Origin of the sequence: Methylibium sp. T29, from assembly GCF_000576205.1 — a bacterium.
GTDB lineage: Bacteria > Pseudomonadota > Gammaproteobacteria > Burkholderiales > Burkholderiaceae_C > Methylibium > Methylibium petroleiphilum.
In genome coordinates this window covers 1-2867 of the sequence record NZ_AZND01000350.1, presented here as the reverse complement: position 1 = coordinate 2867, position 2867 = coordinate 1, and the positions used below count along the sequence as shown (strand labels likewise).

Below are 2867 nucleotides of genomic sequence, written 5' to 3'. Positions count from 1 at the left end.
TCGAGCGCTTCCGCGCCTCGCGCCCCACCGCACCGGCCGCCACGCGGCTGATCCGCGCTTGGCACGCCACGTCGACGGCACGCTGCTGCACCTGTGGCAGCACGCGCTGATGCCCAAGGGCGCGGCGCTGGTGGCCGTGGGCGGCTACGGCCGCGGCGAGCTGTTCCCCTACTCCGACGTCGATGTGCTGGTGCTGCTCCCGGCCACGCACGGCGACGCGCACGACAACGACGCGCTCAAGTCCACCATCGGCGGCTTCATCACCGCCTGCTGGGACATCGGCCTCGAGATCGGATCGAGCGTGCGCACCATCGACGAGTGCGTGGCCGAGTCCGAGCGCGACGTGACGGTGCAGACCGCTCTGCTCGAGGCGCGCTTCCTGTGCGGTTCGCGCCGCGTGTTCGACGAGTTCCGGCGTGCCCACCTGGCCGCGCTCGACCCGGCCGCGTTCCTGCGGGCGAAGACGCTGGAGATGCACCAGCGCCACACCAAGTATGAGGACACGCCCTACTCGCTGGAGCCCAACTGCAAGGAAAGCCCGGGCGGCCTGCGCGACCTGCAGACCGTGATCTGGATCGCCCGCGCGGCCCGGCTCGGCAAGACCTGGACCGCGCTGGCCGCCAACGGCATGGTCACGCCCTTCGAGGTCAAGCAACTGCAGCGCAACGAAGGCCTGCTCAAGCTGATCCGGGCGCGTCTGCACATGGTGGCGGGCCGGCGCGAGGATCGGCTGGTGTTCGACCTGCAGACTGCCGTGGCCGAGAGCTTCGGCTACCAGAGCACGCGCGAGCGGCGCGCCTCCGAGGCGCTGATGCGGCGGTACTACTGGGCCGCCAAGGCAGTGGCGCAGCTCAACCAGATCCTGATGCTCAACATCGAGGAGCAGATCCAGGGCACCGGCAAGTCGCCGATGCGCCCCATCAACGACAAGTTCCTCGACCGTGGCGGCATGCTCGAGGTCGTCAGCGACGACCTCTACCAGCGCGATCCGCACGCCATCCTCGAGACCTTCGTGACCTACCAGCAGACGGTCGGCATGAAGGGCCTGTCGGCGCGCACGCTGCGCGCGCTGTACAACTCGCGCGACGTGATGAACGGCGCGTTCCGGCGCGACCCGGTCAACCGCGCGCTGTTCATGCAGATCCTCATCAACCCCACGGGCCGGCAGACGCACGCCTTTCGGCTGATGAACCAGACGTCGGTGCTGGGACGCCATCTGTGGGTGTTCCGCCGCATCGTCGGGCAGATGCAGCACGACCTGTTCCACGTCTACACCGTGGACCAGCACATCCTGATGGTGCTGCGCAACGTGCGGCGCTTCTTCATCGCCGAGCATGCTCACGAGTACCCGTTCTGCTCGCAGCTCGGTGCACAGTTCGAGCGGCCGTGGGTGCTGTACGTGGCGGCGCTGTTCCACGACGTGGCCAAGGGCCGCGGCGGCGACCACTCCGACCTGGGCGGCGTCGAGGTACGGCGCTTCTGCCGCGACCACGGCATCGCGCGCGAGGACGCGCAGCTGATCGAGTTCCTCGTGCGCGAGCACCTCACCATGAGCCGCATCGCGCAGAAAGAGGACCTGAGCGACACCGAGGTGATCGAGACCTTCGCCACCAAGGTCAAGGACCCTCGCACGCTCACCGCGCTCTACCTGCTGACCGTGGCCGACATCCGCGGCACCAGCCCCAAGGTCTGGAATGCGTGGAAGGGCAAACTGCTCGAGGATCTGTACCGCGCCACATTGCGCGCGCTCGGCGGCGCCAAGCCCAACGTCGCGGCCGAGCTGGAGGCGCGCAAGCAGGAAGCCCTGCACGTGCTCAACCTGTATTCGCTGCTGCCGGGCGTGCAGCAGCCGCTGTGGGACACGCTGGAGCTCAGCTACTTCGTGCGCCACGACGCGGCCGACATCGCCTGGCACGCCCGCTCGCTCTACCGCCACGTCGACACCCGCATCCCGGTGGTGCGGGCGCGCCTCTCCAGCGTCGGCGAAGGGCTGCAGGTGCTGGTCTACGCACCGGACCGGCCCGACCTGTTCGCGCGCATCTGCGGCTACTTCGACAGCGCCGGCTTCAACATCCTCGACGCCAAGATCCACACCACCACCATCGGCTACGCGCTCGATACCTTCCAGGTCATCTCGCAGCACGTCGAACAGTACGTCGACGTGGCCTACCGCGACCTGATCTCGCTGGTGGAGATCCAGCTGTCCGAGGCGCTGGCCGCCGACGGGCCGCTGCCCGAACCGAGCCGCGGCCGCCTGTCGCGTCGCGTCAAGTCCTTCCCGGTCACGCCACGGGTGCTGCTCAAGCCCGACGAGCGCGCCCAGCGCTGGCTGCTCAGCGTGTCGGCCAGCGACCGATCGGGCCTGCTCTACGCGATCGCGCGCGTTCTGGCGCGCCACCAGCTCAACCTGCAGCTCGCCAAGGTCACCACACTCGGTGAGCGCGTCGAGGACACCTTCCTGATCAACGGCGCATCGCTGCAGCAGAACCGACAGCAGATCGCCATCGAGACCGAGCTGCTGGACGCGATCGCGCCCTGAACCCGGCACCGCGCAGGCCGGCCGCCGGTCCGGCCGGCTTCACTCGATCTTGAACTCGAACTCCTGTACGGCGATCACGTCGTCGGCACCGCTCACGCACTTGTACTGCAGCATCGCGCTGCGCACCGCGGCGTGGAAGACGCGTGGCCCCGACAGGATGGTGACCTCCTTGACCACGCCGCCGCTGATGCGCGCCTGCGCCCGTACCACGCCGGAAGTGCCCTCCTGCAGGGCGCGGCGCGGCAGTTCCGGCTTGACCTGCGTCGGGCAGACCACCGTGATGTCGCTGCGGCTGGGAGCAGGCGGGGCCGGCGGCGCCGGCGGCGGG

The 2867-nt window shown here is 69.1% G+C and carries 1 protein-coding gene and 1 pseudogene; one reads left to right on the top strand and one right to left on the bottom strand.

The window, feature by feature from the left end; all coding sequences use genetic code 11:
* Nucleotides 1–2539: [protein-PII] uridylyltransferase (locus tag x551_RS20660; RefSeq protein ID WP_081771435.1), on the top strand; the 2539-nt coding region annotated here is incomplete at its 5' end.
* Between the two features lie 39 nt (nucleotides 2540–2578).
* Here x551_RS20660 and x551_RS20655 read toward each other — a convergent pair.
* A pseudogene (locus x551_RS20655) lies at nucleotides 2579–2867 on the bottom strand (energy transducer TonB); the annotation flags it as partial.